The following is a 16,673-nucleotide window of genomic DNA, read 5'->3' as shown; positions in this document are numbered from 1 at the left end:
CCGGGCAAATATCGACATTCTGTTTTCCATCTCATCTGGAGTTGAATCAAATGACCGATAGCGTGCTCGATATTCCGGTAAAAAGGATCGACGGCAGCGAAACGACGCTTGCCGACTATCGTGGCAAGGTCATCATGGTCGTCAACGTCGCGTCCAAATGCGGCCTGACGGTGCAATACGAAGGATTGGAAAAGCTTTACGAAGACAAGCGTGACGAGGGCTTTGTCATTGCCGGCTTCCCCGCCAATGACTTCAAGGGCCAGGAGCCGGGCACCGACGACGAAATATTGAGCTTCTGCACCCTGACCTACGACGTGCAGTTCCCGATGTTCTCCAAGATCGCCGTCACCGGCGAAGAACGCCATCCGCTCTATGACGGCCTGATCGGTTCCGGCGTCGAGACGATCGGGGACGGCCCCATGCGCGAACGGCTGGCGAAACACGGTCTTGAAACCGGACAAGACGGCGGCATCGTCTGGAATTTCGAAAAATTCCTCATCGGCCGCGACGGCAAGGTTGCCGCTCGTTTTGCTCCGGATATAACTGCGGATGATCCGCGTTTTACTTCCGTTTTGGAAAAAGAACTGGCGCGCGCCGGCTGAAAAATCGCGGCAGCTTCGATAAGAAATCCCAATTAATTCAAAATAATAATTTATATCATCGTCGGTGGGGCAAGTATTACTTTGCCCCGCCATATCATTGCTTACTTTCCCGCCCAGGAGTATTTTGAAGTTTCCGAATATATCGGACGGAACGCTACATCAATTCTGGGAGGAGGATGTCATGCGCGAACCTGATATGCAGAAACTCGATGCCTTGGTCGGGCGCCTGATCGGCGATGTCGGCGCGGCGGTTTCGGGTGTGCTGGTGACGCTCGGCGACCATTTGGGTCTGTTCAAGGCCATGGCGGACGGAACGCCGATGACGTCGGCGGAGCTTTCCGACAAGGTTGGTGTCAAGGAGCGCTATGTGCGTGAATGGCTGTCGGCTCAGGCGGCGGCCGATTATGTCAGTTATGACGATGAGACCGAGCGCTTTTACCTGACGCCGGAACAGGCCATGGTGTTTGCGGAGGAAAACAGTCCCGCCTTCTTCAACGGCGCCTTCGACGTGGTTCAATCCATGTGGCTGGATGAGCCGAAGATTGCCAATGCCTTCAAGACCGGCAGCGGGCTCGGCTGGCACGAGCACAGCGCCTGCTTGTTCCGCGGCACGGAGCGGTTCTTCCGGCCGGGCTACAACAGCCATCTCGTGACGGAATGGATACCGGCGCTGGAGGGAGTGCATGAAAAGCTTCAGGCCGGCGCCGCCGTTGCCGATGTCGGCTGTGGCCATGGCGCATCGACCATCCTGATGGCGCAGGCCTATCCGAACTCGACCTTCTTTGGCTTCGACTATCATCTGCCCTCGATCGAACGGGCGCAAGCTGCCGCGAAGGAAGCGGGCGTCGACGGCCGCATCACGTTCGAGCAGGCGAGTGCCAAGGACTTCCCGGCTGCCGGCTACGATCTCGTGGCGATGTTCGATTGCCTGCATGACATGGGTGACCCGGTCGGCGCCGGCAAACATGTCAAGGAAAGCCTCGCCGACGACGGCACCTGGATGATCGTCGAGCCCTTTGCGCATGATTGCCTGAAGGACAACCTCAACCCGATCGGCCGCGTCTTCTACGGCGCGTCGACGATGATCTGCACGCCGGCCTCGCTGTCGCAGGAAGTCGGGCTGGGTCTGGGCGCGCAAGCCGGCGAGTTGAAACTGCGCAAGGTTGCCATGGATGCGGGCTATTCGCATTTCCGCAAGGCGACCGAAACGCCGTTCAACATGGTCTTCGAAGTCAGGGCCTGAAAATCGTGCCGCGCGCTTCGTCGAACGCGCGGCACAGTGTTTTACAGACGCTGCCCGTCTTCGCCGAACAGCGACGCGAGCGTCGGCTGGAAATAGACCGGCTGCTCTCGGTCGAGCGCGACATCCTCGTCGGCATCGATACGCACCGACAGCGTCTCGCTGCCGACCTGGCCCCAGATCAGATTGTCCGAGCCCATGGGCTCGACGATGGTGAAGGTTGCCGGCAGGCTCGCGGCCCGACCGCCCGCGGGCTGGAACTGCATCTGCTCGGGCCGGACGCCGAGCGTCGCCTTGCGGCCCTCGCCGGGCGTGCCGGAGAACTCGTAACCGTTGAGATCGATCTTGCGGCCGTCGGACAATGCGAAGGCCGGTGTGCCGCCATTGCTCGTCACCTGCCCGGACAGGAAATTCATCGACGGCGAACCGACGAAGCCGGCAACGAAGCGATTGACCGGACGCCGGTAGATTTCCTTCGGCGTCGCGAATTGCTGGATGACCCCGCCGCTCATGACCGCGATGCGATCGGCAAGCGTCAGCGCCTCAATCTGGTCGTGCGTCACATAGATCATGGTGGAGCCAAGGCCGCTGTGCAGCCGCTTCAGCTCGACACGCAGTTCGGTTCGAAGCTTGGCATCGAGATTGGAGAGCGGCTCGTCGAACAGGAAGACATCGACGTCGCGCACCAGGGCGCGGCCGATGGCGACGCGCTGGCGCTGACCGCCGGACAGTTCGCCGGGCCGCCGCTTGCGCAAGGGATCGATCTGCAGGATCTGCACGGCGCGGTCGACACGCTGGGCGATCTCGTCCTTTGCCATGCCGGCGATGCGCAGCCCGAAGGACAGATTTCCCTCCACCGTCATCGTCGGATAGAGCGCATAGGACTGGAACACCATGCCGATGCCGCGATCCTTCGGCTCTTCCCAGGTGACGTTCTTGTCGCCGATCCAGATCTGCCCGTCGGTGATGTCGGTCAGCCCGGCAATCGCATTGAGCAAGGTCGACTTGCCGCAGCCGGACGGGCCGAGCAGCACGATGAACTCGCCGGATTGTATCTCGAGATTGAGCGATTTCAGGACACTGACGCTGCCGAAATCGATTGCTAGTTCGCGAATGGAAACATTGGCCATGAACTATCCCTTGACTGCGCCGGCGGTGATGCCGCGCACGAACCAGCGGCCCGAGCCGAAATAGACGATCAGCGGCACCAGGGCAGTGAGAATGGTCGCCGCCATGTTGACGTTGTAGAGCTTCTCGCCCTGGGTGGAGTTGACGATGTTGTTGAGCTGAACCGTCATGGGGAAGTTTTCCCGGCCGGCGAAAACGACACCGAAGAGGAAATCGTTCCAGATGCCGGTCACCTGCAGGATCGCCGCCACCACCAGGATCGGGATCGACATCGGGATCATCAGCCGGAAGAAGATCTGCCAAAGCCCGGCGCCGTCGATACGGGCCGCCTTGAAGAGCTCCGTCGGCAGACTGGAATAATAGTTGCGGAACAGCAGCGTCAGAACCGGCAGGCCGAAGACCGTGTGGGTGATGATGATGCAGGGCAGCGTCGAATAGATGCCGATATCGCGATAGATCAGCACCAGCGGATAGATGAACACCTGATAGGGGATGAAGGCGCCGAGCAGCAGGATGGCAAAGAGAACGTTTGCACCCTTGACCCGCCAGAAGGATAGCGCGTAACCGGTCAGCGACGAGATGAAGATCGACAGGATCATGCTCGGGATCAGGATCTTCACCGAATTCCAGAAGCCGACGCTGATGCCGCCGCATTCAAGGCCGGTGCAGGCCGTACTCCAAGCCTGCACCCAGGCATCGGCCGTCCACATCTGCGGAAAGGCGAAAATATTGCCCTGCCGGATCTCCGGCATGGATTTGAATGAAGTCACAAGCATCACGTAGAGCGGCAGCAGAAAGAACAGCGCAGCCATCACGAGAAAAGCGTAGAGGCCGATGCGTCCTGGGGTCAGATGCTGCGGCTTGCGCCCGGTCGGACCCTGCATGGCACCAGTGACGGAAGATGGCGTCGTCATCAGTTCCCCCTCGGCTTTTCGCGGAAATATTCATAATAGAGCCACGGCGTGACCAGGACGACCACCGTGATGAACATCACGGTCGATGCCCCGGTCGCAAGGCCGATATTGCCGCGGCCGAACAGGTAATCCATGATGAATTTCCCGGGCACTTCGGTCGATATGCCCGGACCGCCGCCCGTGGTCGCCAGAACCAGCTCGTAGACCCTGACGACCGCAATCGCCAGAAGCACGCTGGCCGTGATAATCGTCGGCCTGAGGATCGGGATGACGATGTGCAGATAGACGCGCCAGCTCGGTATGCCGTCAATGCGCGTCGCCTTCCACAATTCACGGTCGACGCCGCGCAGGCCCGCCAGCATGATCGCCATGACGAGGCCGGAGGATTGCCAGATACCGGCAAGCACGATGACGTAGAGTGCAAGATCGCTCTGGACGATCCAGTCGAAGCGGAACCAGGTAAAGCCGATGCTATCGGCAACCTTCTGCAGGCCGAGCGTCGGGTTCATGATCCATTGCCAGACCAACCCGGTCACGATGAAGGACATGGCGAAGGGATAGAGAAAGATCGTCCGGAAGGTATTTTCGAAGCGCACCTTCTGATCGAGCGCGACGGCGAGTAGAAAGCCGAGGATCAGGCAGCCGGCAATAAACAGAATGCCGAAGACGACGACGTTTTGCAGCGACAGCAGCCAGCGCGCCGTCGAAAACAGCCGCTCATACTGCTTCGTGCCGACGAAGATGTTGACCGGCAGCACCTTGCTGTCCGTGAACGATATCCAGATGTTCCAGACGACGGTGACGACATAGGCCAGAAGCACGATGGCAAAAGCCGGGAACAGCGCCACATAGGGCGAAAAATGCATCTTCCTGCGGCTGACGCTCGCAGGCGCAGCGGCCGCTTGCACAGTGGCGGCACTCGTGTCTGGGGTGCTCATGGGCGCGCTCCTCCTCAGCATTCATGGAAGCCGGCGGCAGGGGATGCCTGCCGCCGCATGGATGTCGATCGAAGCTTACTTCGCCTGCTCAATCACCTGTGCAAACTGCTCGGCGAACTGGTCGGCCGTCATACTGGGCGTCGTCCAGTATTGGGCGACCAGATCCTGTTCCGTCTGGACGATGTCCTGAGCCGTGAGCACATCCGGCGCGAGGATCTGGCGGCTCGGATCCTTGAGCGCAGTCAAGCCTTTCTGGGCGCAAGCATCGAGCTTCGAGGTATCGACGTCGAGACGCACGGGCACGGAACCCTTCTTCGAGTTGAAGGCAAGCTGGCCTTCCTTCGACATGATGACTGTCGCCAGCAGCGTCTGGGCGTCGGTCGCGGTCTTGTCCTTCAGAACCGGGAACACGAAGATGTCGCCGCCCATCATGAAGTTGGATTCGCCCGGTCCGAGGATACAGCCGAAATCCTTGTCGGCGACGAGGCCGGCATGGATGAACTCGCCCTTGGCCCAGTCGCCCATGAACTGAATACCAGCCTTGCCGTCGATCAGCATGCCGGTCGCAACGTTCCAGTCACGGTTCGGGCTGCCCGGATCCTGATAATTGCGCAGCTTGGCGAAGACTTCCGCCACGTGCTTGAACTTGTCTGATTTGACGGCATCCGTATCGAGATCCTTCCAGACCTTGGCGTAGAGCTCCTTGCCGCCTTCGCCGAGAAGGATGGCATTGAACATCGACTGCAGCTGCCAGGGCTGGCCGCCAACAGCGACCGGGATCAGGCCGGCAGCCTTGATCTTGTCGAGCGCGGCAAACATTTCATCCCAGGTCTTCGGCTCTTGCGTGACGCCGGCCTTTGTGAAGACGGCCTTGGAATAGAAGACCCAGTTCTGGCCGTGGTCATTGATCGGCGCGCCGTAGATATGGTCCTGGAATTGGATGGCCTGATAGAAGGACGGCGTCAGGACCGATTTCCAATCCTGCTCCTTGGCGAGATCGTCGAGCGGACGTAGCAGGCCTTGCTGGGCCAGTTCGTTCATCTGGGTGCCGGTGTTGAACTGCATGGCCGTCGGCGGGTTGCCGCCGATGATGCGGTTGATGCCGATCGGGCGGGCGGTCGAGCCGGAGCCGGCAATTGCGGTATCCACCCATTCGCCGCCGGCGGCGTTGAAGGCCTTGGCCAGTTCCTTGACGGCGGCGGCTTCGCCGCCGGACGTCCACCAATGCAGGACTTCAGCTTTCTTGCCTTCGGCGAGAGCGCCGGTCACGCTCGCCGCAACCAGCGCCGTGGCGCCGACCAATGCCATCATCAATTTGCGCATGCGTTCCTCCTCCTTTGATAGTGTTCTCCCAACGCCCGGCCACCGCCGTCCACAGACGTCGGATGCCGAATTCAACGATCCTCCAAAACCGCGCCGCCGGGCCTCCGCTCCCAGCCGCAAGTGGCCAATGCTTCCTCGGGCATTGCCCCTTCGTCAAGCCTGCAGTCCGAAAGGACCGCATTTTCCTGAATTCTATAGCGCAGCCTAAGCGAAACGTCCCTCATTAATTGTGCATGCTATCGGATCCGGGCGGCCGCAGCTGCTATGAATCGCAATGACGCCGCGTGACTGGGAGGAGCGCTCGAACGCCGTCATGACCTCCAAAGCGTGGAAGGCGAGCTCCGACGATACCCGATGCTGCCGTCCCGAGCGAAGGGAATCCACCATTTCGGCCGCGCCCAATCCGCGCAGCCCGAGATGCCCGGGCACGCCCTCCCTATAGGGATGGTCGACCGGGATCTCTTCCCAGGCCTCGCCGCCGTCGCGGAATATCTCGACCTTGCCGCTGAAGTTGTTGGGATCCGGCGTCACCATGGTGCCCTCGGAACCGTAAAGCTCGATCTGATTGTGCTTGTGCCTGATGACATCGAAGCTGGTGGCGATTGTGACGGTTGCGCCGCTATGGAATTCCATCACGCCAGTCAGATGCGTCGGCACCAGAACCTTGATCGTCTCGCCGCGGCGCGGGTCCGTCTTCACCGTGCGTTCGATGCGGGTGATCTTCGCCGTGCCGAAGACCTCGCGCACGGGGCCAAGCAGCGCAATCAGGTTCGTGACGTAATAGGGGCCGACATCGAGCATCGGCCCGCCGCCACGGCCGTAGAAGAAGGCCGGATTGGGATGCCAGTGTTCATGACCGGGCAAAAGCAGCATGGCGGTCGCCGAGATCGTCTTGCCGATGCGCCCTTCATCCAGCAGCCGCCGTGTCAGCTGATGGCCGCCGCCGAGGAAGGTGTCGGGCGCGCAGCCGAGCCGCAGATCCCCTGCCCGGGCGATCGCCATCAGCTCCTCCGCCTCGGCCATGGAGACACCAAGCGGCTTTTCCGAATAGACGTGCTTGCCGGCAAGAAGTGCTTTCTTGCTGATGGCATGATGCGAGACCGGCGTCGTCAGGTTGATGATCAGGCCGATTTCCGGATCGGAGAGCATCGTATCGAGCGCTACGGCTTCGATGCCGAACTGCTCGGCGAGTTTGCGCGCCGAGACGTCATAGAGATCGTAGACCGATTTCACGCGAATGAAATCGAACATATGCAGGGTCGCGACATAGGTGGCGCTGATATTGCCGGCGCCGACGATGCCGACTTTCATGGGCTCGTTGCTCATTGGGTTGCCTCTTACGAAACAGTGATATCAAGCTCGGCGGCAGCGGCGCGCAGATAGCTCATGCCGCGCCGCATCTCGTCGTCGAATTCCGGCGTCGCTTCGCGAAAATGCGTCCAATGCGAGGCTCCCGGCGCATCTTCCAGCTCCAGCGTGATCGGGCCGGAATAGCCGACGGCCCGAAGTGCCGCGAAGATCGCCTTCCAGTCGATCTTGCCGCGTCCCGGCCGCCAATGCGCATTGGTATGGCCCTCATTGTCGGAAAAATGCGTATTGAAGATGCGATTGCCGAGCGCCAGCACGACATAATGCGGCATGTCGCCGGCCGGAAAGAGATGGCTCGGATCGAAATTCAGGCCGAGGTTGGCAGCGCCGGTGCGCTCGATGAGGCGTAGCATGCCCTGTCCGGAACTGACCCAGCGATAGGGATGCGGCTCGATCGCGACCCTGAGATCGGCGGAGGCGGCAATCTCGCAAGCTCGAGCGAAACCGTCGACCACGGCTTCGTATTCGCCCGTCCAGTCCCATTGCGGCTCGACCGCCGCACCCCATTCCTGTGAAATCGGCCGCTGCAGGATCGGCTTGACGTCGGACTGAAACGGATAGGGCGTCATGCTTGTCACGATCGGCGTACCGATTGCGACAGCCACATCCATGCCGCGCTTGTAGCCATCGAGATCGACTGTGGACATGGCGGCGTTCGCGGCACGGCTGAATGGCAAGTTGAAGAAGAAGTTGGTGAGAACCAGTCCCTCGCCATCGGCGATTGCCTTTAGTTCGCCAATGGTTTCCGGCGTGTAGTAGCTCAGCATGTCCACCGACCATGCGGTCAGCTCGAAACCCTTGCAGCCGGTGCGGGCGAGCCGCTTGAGCGGCGCCTGATAGGGCGGATTCCAATTGAAAGTCCAAATTGGCGATCCGAAAAAAAGCGAGCCGTCGCTCATGTCATCCTCCCTTGGGATGCGGTCACCTGTCCACGTAGCTCCGCGGCAACGCCGAAATGACTTGCCGGCGAGCCTCCCAGCTCCAATTTTTGGCGATTCGTAACGTTACGATCTCGGAAAATGAAACATCTGTCAACTTCATATTTTGCGGGTTACTTCCGCAAATTCTGGACAAAATCGAAATTCGTAACGTTACGAATACCTTCCAGAAATCTACGCTCGTTGCGAGCTGCATTATCGTTCAGGCGTGACGGGTCTGGCTTTGATGATCGACGAAGGCGGCGCGGACGACTTCGTGAAGGTCGGCCGGATCTTCGCCGGCGATCGCCCGGTGCAGAAAGGCGGCCAAACGCTCGCCTATGGCATGGTTCGAATAATGGAACGTGCTGAGCGGCGGATTGAAGAAATCCGGCAGCGCTGTGCCGCCATAGGTAATCAGGGCGAAATCCTTGCCGACCTGTCGTCCGGCATCGCGCAAGCCGGCGAGGAAGCCGAGCGCCGCCTCCTCGCTCGCCACGAAGGCAGCGGTCGCTTCGGGCTTCAGCGCGGCTATGCGCTTTGCCATCTCGCGACCATTATCGGGCGTCGCGGTGGTGAAATGGATGCAATCGTCCGGAACGTTCAGATGGCGTTCGGCAAAGGCTCGGCGCCAGCCACGAACGAATTGCAGGCTGTAGGTGAATTGATGGCTGGGCGCGATCAGCAACGGCATATCATGCCCGGCATCCAGAAGCAGGCGCGCGGCTTCCGCGCCGATTACTTCATGGTCGAGATCGATGCTCGGATGAACGCTCAAAAGTTCGGTCCGCCCGAAGGTGACAAAGGGCATACCGACCTCGAGAAGATATTTGACGCGATCGTCCTGCGGGGTCGTATGCGTGATGACGATGCCGTCGACCGAACCCTCCTCGACGATGTCGCGCACCGTCGCCAAGGGATCATCTGCCTGCAATTGCGGTACGATCGTGGTCCGGTAGCCCCGCGCCTTCATGTAGCGCGACGCCCCCTCGATCAGCGAGGCGACGACGATGTTCATCTCGCCCTCGCGCCCGAATGGCAGCACGATGCCGATGGCGTGGGTCTTGCCGGTACGAAGATTGATGCCGCCGAGATTGGGACGATAGCCGAGCTCGCTTGCCGCCCGCTTGACCAGCTCGATCGTCTCGCGGTTGACCTCGGGGCCTTCCTTCAAGGCGCGGCTGACCGTCGTAACCGAAAGGCCGAGCGCTGCCGCAACCGTCCGCAAGGTCACGCGCTGTCCTGCTTCGCGCCGCAAGCCGCGTCCTACTGACAATCCCTGCATCTTCGACAAATCATTCCGCTCCGCCATCTTGGCGCGAGAATGCCCGCAGGCGGGTGGCGATGCAAGCATGCAGCCGGGCTCGCCGCGACAGAAAAGCCGATGCATCCCATCGGCGCATGGGTTCGGCAGCGAATTGCTCAGTGCAACTAATGGGAATTTACTTTTATAAAAGCAATTTTAAAGTGCGACCCATTGCTTGCTACGTTTGAAAGAATAGCTCATGGACAAATATACCAAAACTGTTTTGACAATCATTGCCTTCGCGCTTGTGGCGATCGCCCTCCAAAACACGATCACGCCGGCAAAGGCCGTTGGTGGCGGTTGCGGCTTAGAGACGTACAGGCCCTGCTACGTAAAGCTCGTAAACTAGCGAAACCCATCGCTCTCTAATCGGAATCTTCGGATCCGAAACTGCTGATCGAGATCACGGACGATATATCGGCACGCCCGGAAGTGCTTCCGGGCGGCTTCTTCGCTGAACAAAGCCGTTATGAACCGGCGATCTGGCGGGCAGTCTGAATGGCCGTGCGGGCGCCTGCCCGCAGCTGTGCCGTTTCCGTGCCGGCGATGACCAGATCGAGGCCGAGCTTCAGATATTGCCCGGCGCGATCACCGTCGCCACCGAAGGCGCAGATGACCTTGCCATGGGCGCGGCAGCGTGCAAGCGCTGTCGCAAGCGCCTGATCGATCGCGGCGCTCTCGGGCGCAAGGCGGGCACCGTTCGAAAGTGCGATAGAAAGATCCGACGGGCCGATGAAGATGCCGTCGATACCATCAACCGCAAGGATCTCGTCGATCGCATCGAGCGCCGTCCGGGTTTCGACCATTGCGATGGTGACGGTCAGGCTATTGGCGCTCTGCAGATAGTCTTCGGCGGAATTGCCGAAATGATTGAGAGCAAGCGAAGGCCCCCAGCTGCGCTCGCCGAGCGGCGGATATTTTGTCGCCTTCACCAGGGCGCGGGCGTCATCTCCGGAATTGATCATCGGCGCGATGATGGCGGAGGCGCCGGCGTCCAGAAGCCGCGATGCCGACGCGAAGTCGCCGACCGGAATACGGGCAATCGCGGGCTTGCCGGCAAGCCGGACATGCGCAATGCCGCTTGCAGCCGAAGCCATGTCCCACATGCCGTGCTGCATATCCAGTACGACGGTATCGAAATCCTCCTGCGCCAGATGGTTGACGAGCATCGCGTCGGGAATACCGACCCAGCCGGAGATCATGCCGCCATTTTCGCGGCGCTTCAGGCGTCCGGCAAAACCGTTAATGTCAGTCGTCATCGTCTTTCCTCACCTATCCGGAACAGGCTCTGTCCTTCGAGACATCAGCCGATCATCAAATCATGAATCAACGGCATCAACGCCCTCGACAATACTCAATTCCAGCTGCCGGACCACTCGAAAGTGATCCCCTGCCGCGTGCGAATCAGGAGCGCGAGATTTTCACAATTCCGATCACTCAACCCAAGTTCGATCGTCAATGTGCCAGACCAACATGACAAGCATCCAGATATTTTCGTCGTTCGACCATTCGGCTTCACCTCGCAATTGCCGCGGGATCCCGAAAATCATGATCCGGCGAGTTCGTCTCTTCCATGACCGCCAAAACACCGTAAAACATTACGGTACCGCATTGCACGCGGATGAGAGCCGGACACATGGAGAGCAGCGAGACCATGCAGCAGCGAGATTTTTTCAAGCCGGGCCGATCGGTCGCCATTTCCGACAAGGGCATGGCCGCGACCTCGCATCCACTGGCAACGCTTGCCGCCGTCGACATTCTGCGTGCCGGCGGCAACGCCGTGGATGCTGCCGTTGCCGCGGTTGCGCTGCAGTCCGTGATTGACCCGCACATGACGGGGATCGGCGGCGATTGCTTCGCACTCTACAGTGCAGCCGGCGGCACGCCGGTCGGACTGAACGGCTCCGGCCGCGCCCCGAAGAAGGCAAATCTCGGCTATTTCCTCGATAAAGGCTTTACCGCCATCCCCGACGACAGCCCGCATGCCGTGACCATTCCCGGCGCGATCGATGCATGGTGCCGGCTGATCGGCTCCTATGGCCGGCTGGGCATGGATCGTGTGCTGGCTCCGGCGATCGCAGCCGCGCAAGAGGGTTATTGCATCACGCCGCGCGTCGAACTCGATTGGCACCGCTACAGCGACCGTGTCGCCAAATATCCGCAATCGGCCGCCTATTTCCTGCCGGACGGCAAGGCGCCGCGCACCGGTGACCGTGTTACCAACCCCGCGCTTGCCGCCACTCTGAAGGCTGTTGCCCGAGATGGCCGCGACGCCTTCTACCGCGGTCCGGTGGCTGAGGAGATCACCACGCTTCTTCAATCGCTCGGCGGTCTGCACGAGGAAAGCGACTTCGCGGACTACGAGGCTTTCGACACGAAGCCGATTTCCGGCAAGTTCCGTGGCCGGGATCTGCTGGAATGCCCGCCGAACGGCCAGGGCCTGGCGGCGCTGCTGATCACCCGCATTCTCGACGGCTTTGATCTTCGCGATCCCAAGCTCTCCGAAGCCGACCGCATTCACCTGCACGCCGAAGCGACCAAGGCTGGTTACGCCATGCGCGACCAGCTGATCTGCGATCCCGACCATGTGACATTCGATATAGAGGAGTTGCTATCAGATCGCTCGATCGCTGCCATGCGGACGAAGATCAGCCTCGAGCGTGCCGGCGATACCAAAATCTGGGATGCGCCGGCACATCGCGATACGGTCTATGTCTCCCTTGTCGATCGGGATGGCAACGCTATTTCTCTGATCAATTCCGTGTTCATGGCTTTCGGCAGCGGCATCTATGCGCCGCGCTCGGGCGTATTGCTGCAGAACCGCGGCGCCGGCTTCGTTGTCAAACAAGGCCATCCGAACGCCATCGGCCCCGGCAAACTGCCTTTCCATACGATCATTCCGGCCATGCTGATGGAAGATGGCAAGGTGCGCATGAGTTTCGGCGTCATGGGCGGGCAATATCAGGCAGCCGGTCATGCCCATATGCTCACCCAGATCCTCGATCGCGATCTCGATCCGCAGCAGGCGAGCGACCAACCGCGCAGCTTCTGTTTCGGCGGCAAGCTCTCGCTCGAGCCGACCATATCGGAGGAAACCAGGCGGGATCTGGAGCGACGCGGCCATGTCGTCGAATGGGCGGATGAACCGATCGGCGGCGCGCAAGCGATCATGATCGATCACGAGCGCGGCATCCTGCTCGGCGCATCCGACCATCGAAAGGATGGCATGGCGCTCGGCTATTGACCAAGGCACTTTCGGCGGAGGGGCGTGCGTTCGCCCATCCGCCGGATCTACAGGGTCCTCAGATGATCCCGCCACCGCCGGCAACAGACGCCGGACGTTCGCCGGCAACCTTGCGGCGGTAGCCACTCGCCCTGTAGGTCGCGACCGGATCGACCGCACCGCCGGTGCGGCGACGGGCCTCGGCCAGGATCGGCTCGACATCGGCGCGATAGGCGCGCTTTAGCGTTTCCGATGCCATCAGTGCGTCATTCGCTTCCTGATAGCCATCCAATGCCTTCCGGTCGACGATCAGCGCCTGCGCATAGGCGCGGCGGATCTCGTTGGCGCTGGAAATCAGGCTCTCGATCGGGTCCGTGACATTGTGCGACTGGTCGATCATATGCGCCGGATTGAAGTCGTTGACCCCACGCCGTTCCGCTTCGACCAGCTCATTGAAGACGAGGAACAGGCGATAGGGCTCGATAGCCCCGGCATCGAGATCGTCGTCGCCATATTTGGAATCGTTGAAGTGGAAGCCGCCGAGCTTGCCGAACTGGATCAGGCGCGCGACGATCATCTCGATATTGGTATTCGGCGCGTGGTGGCCGAGATCGACGAGGCAATGGGCTTTTGGACCGAGCGTCTGCGCGATCAGGTAGTTGGTGCCCCAGTCCTGAACGACCGTGGAATAGAAGGCCGGCTCATACATCTTGTGCTCGGAAAACAGCCGCCAGTCGTCGGGAAGCGCCTTGTAGATATCGGCCATGGCGGCGAGATAGCGCTCGAACGCCTTGGTGAAATTGGTCTGGCCCGGGAAGTTCGAGCCATCGCCGATCCACACCGTCAGTGCCTTCGAGCCGATCGCCTTGCCGATCTCGATGCATTCGATGTTGTGCTCGACGGCCTGGGCGCGCGTTGCTGCGTCGACATGGCTGAGCGAGCCGAACTTGTAGGAATGCGCCTGGCCCGGCGCATCGGAGAATGTGTTGGAGTTCATGGCGTCGAAGCCGAGGCCGAGCGCATCGCCCTTCGCCCTGAGCTCGCGCGGATCCGCCTTGTCCCATGGAATGTGCAGCGAGACATTCGGCGTCGCCCGCGTCAGCTGATGGATCACGGCGCAATCGTCAAGCTTGTCGAAGATGCCGCGTGGCTCGCCGGTGCCCGGAAAGCGGGCAAAGCGCGTGCCGCCGGTGCCGACACCCCAGGACGGGACCGCGACGAAAAATTCGGAAACCTTTTTGGTGGCGGCTTCGATATCGACGCCGCGGCGGGCGAGCGTGGCGCCAAGCGCCTCATAATCTGATTTCAGCGCAGCGGCGCGCTTGTCGTTTTCTGCAGCAACCAGATCGGGCGCAATTCTAAACTCGGCCATTCTTTCCTCCCATGTACGTCATTCGAATATTGAGGCATCCCGCCCTTCTTCTCCCCAGCGGGGAGAAGATGCCCAACCGGCAGATGAGGGGGAGTGAGGAGCATAGCGACTCACATCTTGAGCGTAAGCGAAAGATAGAACCGCATTTGCAGCGCCGCCCCCTCATTCGACCCTTCGGGCCACCTTCTCCCCACTGGGGAGAAGGTAAAATATAGCCGACTAGCGCGTAAAGCTCTGCGCGTTGCCGGCGTCGACGTTGATGATATTGCCGGTCGACTTGGCGGAAAGATCCGACGCCAGGAAGTAGATCGCTTCGGCAATATCCTCAGGAAAGACATTGAGCTTCAGCATCGAGCGCTTGCGGTAATGTTCCTCCAGCTCGTCCACCTCGATCTTCGAGGAGGCTGCGCGCTGTTCACGCCATTCGCCGTTCCAGATCTTCGAGCCGCGAAGGACGGCATCGGGATTGACCGTGTTCACGCGGATGCCGGCTTCGGCACCTTCCAGCGCCAGGCAACGGGCCAGATGGATTTCGGCAGCCTTTGCCGTGCAATATGCGGCGGCGTTCGGCGAGGATGCGAGACCGTTCTTGGAAGCGACGAATACGACGTTGCCGCCGAGATTCTGGCGCCGGAACAGCCGGAAGGCTTCGCGCGAAACCAGAAAATAGCCGGTCGCGAGAATATCGATATTGCGGTTCCACATCGAAAGCTCGGTGCTTTCGATCGGCGCGGACGACGCGATGCCGGCGTTGGACACCAGAATGTCGACGCCGCCGAATTCGACGCAGGCCTCGGCGAAGGTGGAAATGACGGCGTCTTCCTTGGTGACGTCGAGCTTGACGCTGCGCACCGCATCCGCGCCATATCTCTTGGCGAAATCCGCCTGTGTGCTGTCAAGCGCTGCCTGGTCGATATCCGCCAGAACCACGCAGGCACCCTCGCCGACCAGGCGCGCCGCCGTGGCGCGGCCGATGCCGCCGGCGCCGCCGGTAACGAAGGCGACCTTGCCGGCAAGGCTTTTCGGCTTCGGCATGCGCTGCAGCTTCGCCTCTTCCAGCAACCAGTATTCGATATCGAAGGCTTCCTGCTCCGGCAGGCCCTGATATTCGGAGACGGTGGACGCGCCACGCATGACGTTGATGGCGTTGACGTAGAACTCGCCGGCAATGCGGGCCGTCGCCTTGTCGCGGGCGAAGGAAAGCATGCCGACGCCGGGAACGAGGAAGATCACCGGGTTCGGATCGCGCATCGCAGGCGAGTTGTCATGCTTGCAATCATTGTAGTAGCGCGCGTAGTCGGCGCGATAGTCTTCCAGCGCCTTGTCGAGACCGGCAATGACGGCATCGACATCGGGCTTGGCCGGATCGAAATCGACGATCAACGGCCGGATCTTGGTGCGCAGGAAGTGATCCGGGCAGCTCGTGCCGAGTGCACCGAGCGGACGAAGGCTCCTCGAGTTGACGAATTCGAGCACGGCATCCTGATCGTCGAAGTCACCGAGCTTGCGCTCTGCCTTGCCGATGCGACCGCGGATCTCAGGCATCAACCGGGCGGCGATGGCACGGCGCTCCGCCTGCGGCAGGCTCTGAGCAACGGCACCACCGAAAATGGTCCTGCCTTCCGTCTTGGCGGCGAACCATTCGATCGCCTTGTTGATGATCTGAAGTGTCAGCTCGTAGCAGGCCTTGGCATCGTCGGCCCAGGTGAACAGGCCATGGCTTTCCAGCACGACGCCCTTGGCATTCGGGTGCGCCTTGACGAAGGCTTCGAGATCGAGGCCGAGCTGGAAGCCGGGGCGGCGCCAGGGCAGCCAGCCGATGTCGTCGCCGAAGATTTCGCGCGTCAGTTCGCGCGAGTTCTTCGAGGCGGCAATGGCGATAATGGCATCGGGATGCATGTGATCGACATGGGTGAACGGCACGAAACCGTGCAGCGGCGTGTCGATCGAAGCGGCGCGCGCATTGAGATTGAAGGTGCAATGCGGCAGGAAGCCGACCATGCGATCCTCGTCGGCGACGCCCTGATAGATGTTTTTCAGGCTGTCGAGCTTGTCCTGGTAGAGCGTCGCGAAACCGTCGAGCTTGATGGTGCCGACATCGCCGCCTGAGCCCTTGACCCAGAGCACCTTGACCTTTTCGCCGGAGAGCGGATCGGTTTCCATGACCTTGGCCGATGTGTTGCCGCCGCCGTAGTTGGTGATACGCTTGTCGGCACCGAGCAGATTCGACCGATAAAGCAGCTTGCCCGGCTCATCCAAGCCGGCCGCATATGCATCATCCCAACGGTTCTTCAGAAGCTGAACGCCAGCCGCCATGTCATCCTCCCTTGAAATCAAGTTCT

The 16,673-nt window shown here is 60.8% G+C and carries 13 protein-coding genes; 3 read left to right on the top strand and 10 right to left on the bottom strand.

The window, feature by feature from the left end:
• Window positions 1-50: 50 nt before the first annotated feature.
• Window positions 51-602, top strand: a complete 552-nt coding sequence (locus HGP16_RS20445; RefSeq protein WP_168841822.1) for a glutathione peroxidase — start codon at window positions 51-53, stop codon at window positions 600-602.
• A gap of 181 nt (window positions 603-783) precedes the next feature.
• A complete protein-coding gene (locus tag HGP16_RS20440) occupies window positions 784-1,845 on the top strand; it encodes a class I SAM-dependent methyltransferase (RefSeq protein WP_168841821.1) in 1,062 nt (353 codons plus the stop codon).
• Between the two features lie 41 nt (window positions 1,846-1,886).
• Here the strand turns inward: HGP16_RS20440 and HGP16_RS20435 are convergent, their stop codons facing one another.
• From HGP16_RS20435 to HGP16_RS20400, 8 genes are all read right to left on the bottom strand, one after another.
• A complete protein-coding gene (locus HGP16_RS20435) occupies window positions 1,887-2,972 on the bottom strand; it encodes an ABC transporter ATP-binding protein (RefSeq protein ID WP_168841820.1) in 1,086 nt (361 codons plus the stop codon).
• Between the two features lie 3 nt (window positions 2,973-2,975).
• Complete coding sequence (locus HGP16_RS20430; protein WP_168841819.1) at window positions 2,976-3,884, bottom strand: carbohydrate ABC transporter permease; 909 nt, start codon at window positions 3,882-3,884, stop codon at window positions 2,976-2,978.
• Window positions 3,884-4,750, bottom strand: a complete 867-nt coding sequence (locus HGP16_RS20425) for a carbohydrate ABC transporter permease (RefSeq protein WP_246703410.1) — start codon at window positions 4,748-4,750, stop codon at window positions 3,884-3,886. Before HGP16_RS20425 ends, HGP16_RS20430 begins: the two co-directional genes overlap by 1 nt.
• Before the next feature lie 147 nt (window positions 4,751-4,897).
• The gene (locus HGP16_RS20420) at window positions 4,898-6,145 is read right to left on the bottom strand and encodes an ABC transporter substrate-binding protein (RefSeq protein WP_246703387.1); all 1,248 of its coding nucleotides are present in this window, start codon (window positions 6,143-6,145) and stop codon (window positions 4,898-4,900) included.
• A 204-nt stretch (window positions 6,146-6,349) separates the two neighbouring features.
• Complete coding sequence (locus HGP16_RS20415) at window positions 6,350-7,471, bottom strand: Gfo/Idh/MocA family protein (protein WP_168841817.1); 1,122 nt, start codon at window positions 7,469-7,471, stop codon at window positions 6,350-6,352.
• An 11-nt stretch (window positions 7,472-7,482) separates the two neighbouring features.
• Window positions 7,483-8,412, bottom strand: a complete 930-nt coding sequence (locus HGP16_RS20410) for a sugar phosphate isomerase/epimerase family protein (RefSeq protein WP_168841816.1) — start codon at window positions 8,410-8,412, stop codon at window positions 7,483-7,485.
• A 241-nt stretch (window positions 8,413-8,653) separates the two neighbouring features.
• Window positions 8,654-9,715 carry a LacI family transcriptional regulator gene (locus HGP16_RS20405; RefSeq protein ID WP_246703411.1) on the bottom strand — a complete coding sequence of 354 codons (1,062 nt, stop codon included), beginning with the start codon at window positions 9,713-9,715 and terminating at the stop codon, window positions 8,654-8,656.
• A gap of 488 nt (window positions 9,716-10,203) precedes the next feature.
• Window positions 10,204-10,995 (bottom strand): HpcH/HpaI aldolase family protein, encoded by a 792-nt coding sequence (locus tag HGP16_RS20400; RefSeq protein WP_168841814.1) that lies wholly within the window; start codon window positions 10,993-10,995, stop codon window positions 10,204-10,206.
• A 395-nt stretch (window positions 10,996-11,390) separates the two neighbouring features.
• On the opposite strand from HGP16_RS20400, the gene ggt reads away from it, so the two are divergent.
• Complete coding sequence (ggt, locus tag HGP16_RS20395) at window positions 11,391-12,980, top strand: gamma-glutamyltransferase (protein WP_168841850.1); 1,590 nt, start codon at window positions 11,391-11,393, stop codon at window positions 12,978-12,980.
• 58 nt (window positions 12,981-13,038) lie between these two features.
• Here ggt and rhaI read toward each other — a convergent pair whose 3' ends face one another.
• Both rhaI and HGP16_RS20385 read right to left on the bottom strand, forming a co-directional pair.
• Window positions 13,039-14,331 carry an L-rhamnose catabolism isomerase gene (rhaI, locus tag HGP16_RS20390; RefSeq protein WP_168841813.1) on the bottom strand — a complete coding sequence of 431 codons (1,293 nt, stop codon included), beginning with the start codon at window positions 14,329-14,331 and terminating at the stop codon, window positions 13,039-13,041.
• Window positions 14,332-14,550: 219 nt separating this feature from the next.
• Window positions 14,551-16,647: a bifunctional rhamnulose-1-phosphate aldolase/short-chain dehydrogenase gene (locus tag HGP16_RS20385; protein WP_168841812.1), complete on the bottom strand. Its 2,097-nt coding sequence runs from the start codon at window positions 16,645-16,647 to the stop codon at window positions 14,551-14,553.
• Window positions 16,648-16,673 lie beyond the last annotated feature (26 nt).

Origin of the sequence: Rhizobium sp. P40RR-XXII (assembly GCF_012641405.1) — a bacterium.
Lineage (GTDB): Bacteria > Pseudomonadota > Alphaproteobacteria > Rhizobiales > Rhizobiaceae > Rhizobium.
Note: the sequence above shows the minus strand (reverse complement) of the source record. Positions and strands in the feature narration are given on the sequence as shown.

Coding starts and splice junctions, on each gene's coding strand:
- HGP16_RS20445 (WP_168841822.1), top strand. CDS start 51: ATGACCGATAGCGTGCTCGATATTCCGGTAAAAAGGATCGACGGCAGC.
- HGP16_RS20440 (WP_168841821.1), top strand. CDS start 784: ATGCGCGAACCTGATATGCAGAAACTCGATGCCTTGGTCGGGCGCCTG.
- HGP16_RS20435 (WP_168841820.1), bottom strand. CDS start 2,972: ATGGCCAATGTTTCCATTCGCGAACTAGCAATCGATTTCGGCAGCGTC.
- HGP16_RS20430 (WP_168841819.1), bottom strand. CDS start 3,884: ATGACGACGCCATCTTCCGTCACTGGTGCCATGCAGGGTCCGACCGGG.
- HGP16_RS20425 (WP_246703410.1), bottom strand. CDS start 4,750: ATGCATTTTTCGCCCTATGTGGCGCTGTTCCCGGCTTTTGCCATCGTG.
- HGP16_RS20420 (WP_246703387.1), bottom strand. CDS start 6,145: ATGCGCAAATTGATGATGGCATTGGTCGGCGCCACGGCGCTGGTTGCG.
- HGP16_RS20415 (WP_168841817.1), bottom strand. CDS start 7,471: ATGAGCAACGAGCCCATGAAAGTCGGCATCGTCGGCGCCGGCAATATC.
- HGP16_RS20410 (WP_168841816.1), bottom strand. CDS start 8,412: ATGAGCGACGGCTCGCTTTTTTTCGGATCGCCAATTTGGACTTTCAAT.
- HGP16_RS20405 (WP_246703411.1), bottom strand. CDS start 9,715: ATGCAGGGATTGTCAGTAGGACGCGGCTTGCGGCGCGAAGCAGGACAG.
- HGP16_RS20400 (WP_168841814.1), bottom strand. CDS start 10,995: ATGACGACTGACATTAACGGTTTTGCCGGACGCCTGAAGCGCCGCGAA.
- ggt (WP_168841850.1), top strand. CDS start 11,391: ATGCAGCAGCGAGATTTTTTCAAGCCGGGCCGATCGGTCGCCATTTCC.
- rhaI (WP_168841813.1), bottom strand. CDS start 14,331: ATGGCCGAGTTTAGAATTGCGCCCGATCTGGTTGCTGCAGAAAACGAC.
- HGP16_RS20385 (WP_168841812.1), bottom strand. CDS start 16,647: ATGGCGGCTGGCGTTCAGCTTCTGAAGAACCGTTGGGATGATGCATAT.